The sequence below is a fragment of the Ruegeria sp. E8 genome (assembly GCF_056533985.1).
On the sequence record NZ_JBQFOY010000030.1, the window covers coordinates 24,484 to 30,524 of the forward strand.

Consider the following 6,041-nt stretch of genomic DNA (forward strand, 5'->3'; position numbering starts at 1 on the left):
ATGAAAGATCAAACAATGTCGAACATCGAAATACGAAACGAAGGGATGCGGATCGGTGGTGAAGTTGTCTTCACTGACGAAACCGTTCCGGTGCTCTATCCCTATACCAACGAGGTGGTGGGTCATGTCCCGGCCGGAACCGCTGAACATGCACGCAAGGCCTTCGAGATTGCGGCGAACTACAAGCCGAAACTTACCCGGTATGAACGCAGCCAGATCCTGCAGCGCGCGGGAGAACTGATCGGAGAAAAGCGTGAGTATCTGGCCAAATGGCTGACGCTGGAACTTGGCATCTGCCATCAGCACGCAATCTATGAAACCAAGCGCGCGCAGGACGTCTATCAGTTCGCCGCCGCCGAAGCGCTGAAAGACGACGGCGAGATATTTTCGTGCGATCTGACCCACAACGGCAAAGCCCGCAAGATTTTCACGATGCGAGAACCCGTAAACGCGATCAGTGCAATCACGCCGTTCAACCATCCGCTGAACATGGTCAGCCACAAAATTGCTCCATCTATTGCGACCAATAACTGCATGGTCTGTAAACCGACGGAACTGACCCCGCTTACAGCGCTGACTTTAGCTGACATTCTCTATGAAGCGGGGCTGCCACCGGAGATGTTCCAGGTCGTCACGGGCTGGCCCGCGGACATCGGGGATGAAATGATCACCAACGATCATATCGATATCATCACCTTCACCGGCGGTGTACCGGTCGGCAAGATGATCGCCGAAAAGGGTGTCTACAAACGTCAGGCGCTGGAACTCGGCGGCAACGATCCCCTCATTATTCTGAATGATCTCAGCGACGCGGACCTGGACAAGGCGGCCATGATTGCAGTTGCAGGCGCGACTGGCAATTCCGGCCAGCGCTGTACGGCGGTCAAACGCATTTTGGTGCAGGAAGGTGTGGCGGACAAGTTTGTGCCGCTGGTTCTGGAGAAAGCCAAAAAGATCAAATTCGGCGATCCTCAGGATCCCGATACTGAACTGGGTTGCGTGATCCATGACAAGGCAGCAGAGATCTTTGAAAACCGCGTTTATCAGGCAGAGAAAGAGGGCGCCGAAATCCTCTATCACCCCGGTCGTCAGGGCGCGCTGCTGCCACCCATCGTGGTCGACAAGGTACCTCATGACAGTGAATTGGTCATGGAGGAAACCTTTGGCCCGATCGTCCCCATTGTGCGTGTGCCCGACAATGATGAAGAGGTGATGGCGATTTCAAACTCGACCGAGTTTGGTCTGTCTTCGGGCGTCTGCACCAACGATCTGAACCGCGCGATTTCCTATATCAACGGGTTGGACGTCGGCACCTGCAACATTTGGGAACAACCGGGTTACCGGATCGAAATGTCGCCCTTTGGCGGCATCAAGGACAGCGGCAACGGCGTCAAAGAAGGCGTTATCGAAGCCATGAAGTTCTTTACCAACGTCAAAACCTATTCGCTGCCCTGGCCCGGCTGATATTCCTGCCCTTCCCGTTGGCGGGCGGGGCTTCAAAATTCCTCCCCTACTGGCGGACCTTTCGGGGTCCGCATCTTTTACGAAGCGACAGCGAGGAACGGATATGCCACAGATTGTTCATACTGAAGGGGAATCGAATACTTCGGAAGCCCGCAGTTCTTGGCTGAAGAAGTCTATCGGACCCAAATCGTCGCCACTGCTAAAACGCGACGCGGATGTGTTCCTGCATCAATCCTTGTCCAGCCCCTGCGTCAGCACGATTGCCAAAGCAGAAGGGATCTGGATTGAGGACATGGATGGCCGCCGCTACATGGATTTCCATGGCAACTCGGTGCATCACATCGGCTATGGCCATCCTCGGTTAGTGCAGGCGATCAAGGATCAACTGGACGACCTGCCTTTTGCCCCACGTCGCTTTACCAATGACCCGGCGGTGGAATTGGCCGAAAAACTGGTCGCTATCACCCCCGATGATCTGGGCAAGGTGCTGTTCACCACCGGCGGTTCAGACGCCAACGAAGTGGCCTTGAAAATCGCCCGTGCTGCAACGGGCCGCTTCAAGACGCTCAGCTTCTGGGACGCCTTTCACGGTGCGGGCTTTGGCGCGGCGAGTGTTGGCGGCGAGGCCACGTTCCGCAGCCATATTGCCGGGCCGCTTTTGCCGGGAACCGAGCATGTAGCCCCATTCCACCCCACCCGCTGCCCTTATGGGCACACAACGATTGAGGCCAGCGCCGAAGCCTGTGCCAACATGATCGACTATGTGCTAGAACGCGAAGGCGACATCTGTGCCGTGGTGGCCGAGGCGATGCGTGCTGTGCCCATCGTGCCGCCGCCAGGTTTCTGGAAGCGGGTGCGCGAAATCTGCGACCGTCATGGTGCATTGCTGATCCTGGACGAGATTCCGACCGGCTTGGGCAAGACCGGGCAGATGTTCTCGTTCCAACATGACGAGATCGTTCCCGACATTGTCACCATCGGCAAATCACTGGGCGGAGGTATCCTCCCCATCGCCGCCTGCATCGCCCGCAAGAATCTGGATGTTTGCGGCGATTTTGCCATCGGGCACTACACGCACGAAAAGAACCCTGTCACCGCGCGCGCCGCATTAACCACGCTGCAGATTATCGAGGAAGAGGAATTAGTCCAGTGCGCGTCGGAATTGGGGGAACACGCGATAAGCCGCCTGATGGATGCATTGCAAAACGTTCCCATCGTTGGCGATATCCGGGGGCGTGGCCTTATGTTCGGGATCGAGATAGTCGAAGACCGTGTTACCAAGACACCGGGAAATACCCGCGCGGAACGGATCTATTATGCCTGTCTCGAAGCGGGGCTGAGCTTCAAGATCAGCCAGGGGTGCGTTCTGACCCTGTCGCCGCCGCTGACTATTTCGAAAGTGGAACTAGACCGGGCAATCGATGTCGTGGTTGCTGAGATTGAAGACGAGGTTTAACCGGTCGGTCCGCATACGCCGTGCAAAACCCTAGCGCGGGGGAGCACCGTCCAAACCGATCAAACCCTGACGCGGATGACACGGCGCGGACGCTCATCGCGAAGTTGATTGAAACCGATGTCTCTAACGCCGTGGTCAAAAAAGTAAAAGCTACTTGCAGATTATCGCACAAGAGCTGCGGTGAACTGAGCCTATATTGAAGTCGGAGTGAAGTATGGCGATTGTCACCTTCCTGATCAGCCTGGCCGGCGCCACCATGCTGCTGCTGTACGCGGTCCGCATGGTGCGTACCGGGATAGAACGCAGCTACGGCGCGTCGTTCCAGCGAGTGATGACGCAACAACGCAGTTACGTGCAAGCTTCACTGGTGGGCGTGGTGATGGCGATGGTGCTGCAAAGCTCGGCGGCGGTAGCACTGTTAAGCTCGGGTTTTGCTGCCAGCGGATTGCTGAGCTTCCCGGCTGGGCTGGCCATTGTGCTGGGTGGCGATCTGGGTTCGGCACTGATCATTCAAATTCTTTCGTTCAAACTGGACTGGCTTGTTCCGTTGCTGCTGGCCGTTGGCGGCTATCTGTTCGTCAAGACCGAGGCTAAAAAAGCCCGACAGTTGGGGCGTATCCTGATGGGTGTTGCCTTTATCCTGATCTCGCTCAAGTTCCTGCGCGAAGCGATGGACCCCATTCGCGACAGCGCATTTCTACCCGCCGTAGCCGACTATTTGGCTCGCGACTATATTACCGCCTTCCTTGTCGGAGGTGCGCTGGCCTTTGTCATGCATTCTTCAGTCGCAGCCATCCTTATGTGCGTGACGCTTGTGCAGATTGGCGCAATCCCGTTTGCCGCCGGTATGTCATTGGTCTTTGGCGCGAATTTCGGCTCAGCCTTCATACCGGTCTGGCTGACGCGAGGGATGCCCGTGACCGCCCGGCGTATACCCTATGCCAATCTGGCGCTACGGGGCAGTTGGGCATTAGTGACATTGTTTGCGGCTAACTTCGCCTTGCGGACCGGGCTGTTGGGCGACCCGCAAGGGGGCCAGATGCTGGTTAACGTACATCTTGTATTTAACCTGTCGCTTCTGGTTCTGGCTCTTCCGTTTTGCGGACGCGAGGCGGGCTTGTTCGAAAGGCTCTTGCCCGACCAGAAGAAAGAAAAGGAATCCCGACCTGCGCGCCCGACCAGCGCACTGGACATGGAAAATGTGGCTAATCCGAGCCAGGCCATGCCGTGCCTCAAGCGTGAGCTTCTGCGGATGAGTGACTTTCTCGAAACCATGTTCCGTCCTGTCCTGGAACTGTACCGCAGCGGAGACAAGGAACAGATCCGCTCGGTACAGGCTATTGACGAGGACGTAAACAGATGCCTTTCCGATATTCGAGCCTTTGTCGCTGCGATGCCCTCAGAGCTATATGAAAAACGGGATGCAAAAACCGCGCGCGATTTAATGGAGTTTGCGATCCGGCTTGAAACGGCAGGGGATGTTGTCGCCAAACGCCTGACAGTTTTGGCCGGCGAAATGCGCGCAAAGGGATCAAGTTTTTCACAGGAAGGCTGGTCGGAACTGGTTCGGATGCATGAGGGAATTCTGGCCAATATGAAACTGGCATCGAATGTTCTGATTTCGGACGATCTGGAAAGCGCCCGGCTTCTCAGCCTTGAAAAAACCGAGATCAAACGCGTGGAACGAGATAGCCGCAAGCGGCACTTGCGCCGACTGCAGCACGGCACAACGGAAAGCTTCGAGACCAGCGACATTCATCTGGAGACTTTACGGGCATTCCGGGAGTTCAACAGCCACATCGCTTCGATCGCCTACCCGGTCCTGTACCGGAATGGTCAGTTGCTTGAGACACGGTTAATCACCGAGATTACTGACTAACGAGTTGCCGAATGGAGTACTTTATTAAGCACTTGGACGACGAAATCGTGTTACTATCGGTAAGGCGGTCTGACACAGGAGCCAGTTTCAGTGGAAAAAGTCAAATCAGAAGATGCAAACAAGGGAATAGGTACAAGTAAATACTTTCGCATAGACCAGTTTGTCTCAGGATTGTCAGGCTTTTTTAAGAGCCTTGGTCACGGGCGGTTTCAGACAGGTAAGTTAAATACAGAAATGCCGCTTAATAGCTTCGTTAACTCCAAATCTTCTGACGCTGTTTTAAGCGACTTAAAGCAACGTAAGTCGTCGCTGGGTACCAAAGAAGGAACCATAGGAGGCAGTGGAGCGACCAAAAGGGCAACAACTTTCTATTTGCCTTAGCAATTGAATTTGGCAATGCAAATTTGATGTCGAGATAAGATCATCTGCGCTTTGTAAAGTGGCCGGTCAGCGTCGCATAAATCAGCGGGCTAAAAGTAGGTCAGGGTTCATAACCAGTAGATGACGATTGCTGTGAGGGCGATTGCGGAGAAGAAGACCTTGGGGCAGCGATCACAACGTTTCGCCACGCTTCTTCAGTCCTTTAACCTGCCATACATAATCTCTATTCGGTTGCGTCGCTTGTCGTACTTTACGGTTGTCTTGCGTTGCTTTCGACCCGGGATGCAGGCGCGTATCCATTGTCTTTCAACGCGTCTCGGAACCAGTCGGCATCATAGCCACGATCCCCGAACAGCCAGTCCACATTTAGTACGCTGCTTGTCTGACGTCAGCACCAATGGGACAGTTTATGTCGATTTGATAAGAGAGGGTTTCTGGCTCATCGTAGCCCGCAAGTTCCAGACGTGCGCGGATCGCCCAGACCTGTTTTGGCAAGAGTGGGCGCTTCTGGCCGATGATACGCCCCTTGTTTCACGCTCTTCGTTTTGGGACTACGGCGGGTAGTTGGACTCTTGGCATGATATGCCCTCCGATCCCCCCGCCACGCCCAGTCATCAGCACCGTGCTGACAGGGCGATTCTACGAGGCGGCAGAATGCCCGCAGTCCAAAGACTGTTTGGCACGCCATCTCTGCGTGTGCACTAGGTGACTCTGAGCCCAGACCTACCAAGCAAAGTTAAAGTTATGTTGCTTTTTTGATCGGCAGGTCTCAGCGCAAAGCAGACATTTCCGGCAGGGCTTTGCAATTTTGGAAAGTCAAAAATGCAAGAACTCGAAAAACTCTGATGCTTGAAATCACTT

The 6,041-nt window shown here is 54.9% G+C and carries 4 protein-coding genes and 2 pseudogenes; 4 read left to right on the forward strand and 2 right to left on the reverse strand.

Features of this window, described 5'->3' with window-relative positions; genetic code table 11:
- The 4 genes from phnY to ACR0LF_RS22340 all read left to right on the forward strand — a co-directional run bounded on the left by phnY (position 1) and on the right by ACR0LF_RS22340 (position 5,180).
- Positions 1 to 1,464: a phosphonoacetaldehyde dehydrogenase gene (gene phnY, locus ACR0LF_RS22325; protein ID WP_480583705.1), complete on the forward strand. Its 1,464-nt coding sequence runs from the start codon at positions 1 to 3 to the stop codon at positions 1,462 to 1,464.
- 103 nt (positions 1,465 to 1,567) lie between these two features.
- A complete protein-coding gene (gene pbfA / locus ACR0LF_RS22330) occupies positions 1,568 to 2,920 on the forward strand; it encodes a (R)-1-hydroxy-2-aminoethylphosphonate ammonia-lyase (RefSeq protein ID WP_480583702.1) in 1,353 nt (450 codons plus the stop codon).
- A 214-nt stretch (positions 2,921 to 3,134) separates the two neighbouring features.
- Positions 3,135 to 4,799, forward strand: a complete 1,665-nt coding sequence (locus ACR0LF_RS22335) for a Na/Pi cotransporter family protein (RefSeq protein ID WP_480583699.1) — start codon at positions 3,135 to 3,137, stop codon at positions 4,797 to 4,799.
- A gap of 90 nt (positions 4,800 to 4,889) precedes the next feature.
- A complete protein-coding gene (locus tag ACR0LF_RS22340) occupies positions 4,890 to 5,180 on the forward strand; it encodes a hypothetical protein (protein WP_480583696.1) in 291 nt (96 codons plus the stop codon).
- A gap of 107 nt (positions 5,181 to 5,287) precedes the next feature.
- Here ACR0LF_RS22340 and ACR0LF_RS22345 read toward each other — a convergent pair.
- Both ACR0LF_RS22345 and ACR0LF_RS22350 read right to left on the reverse strand, forming a co-directional pair.
- A pseudogene (locus ACR0LF_RS22345) lies at positions 5,288 to 5,556 on the reverse strand (transposase); the annotation flags it as partial.
- Positions 5,557 to 5,627: 71 nt separating this feature from the next.
- Positions 5,628 to 5,759 (reverse strand): annotated as a pseudogene (locus ACR0LF_RS22350) (integrase); the annotation flags it as partial.
- Between the last annotated feature and the right edge of the window lie 282 nt (positions 5,760 to 6,041).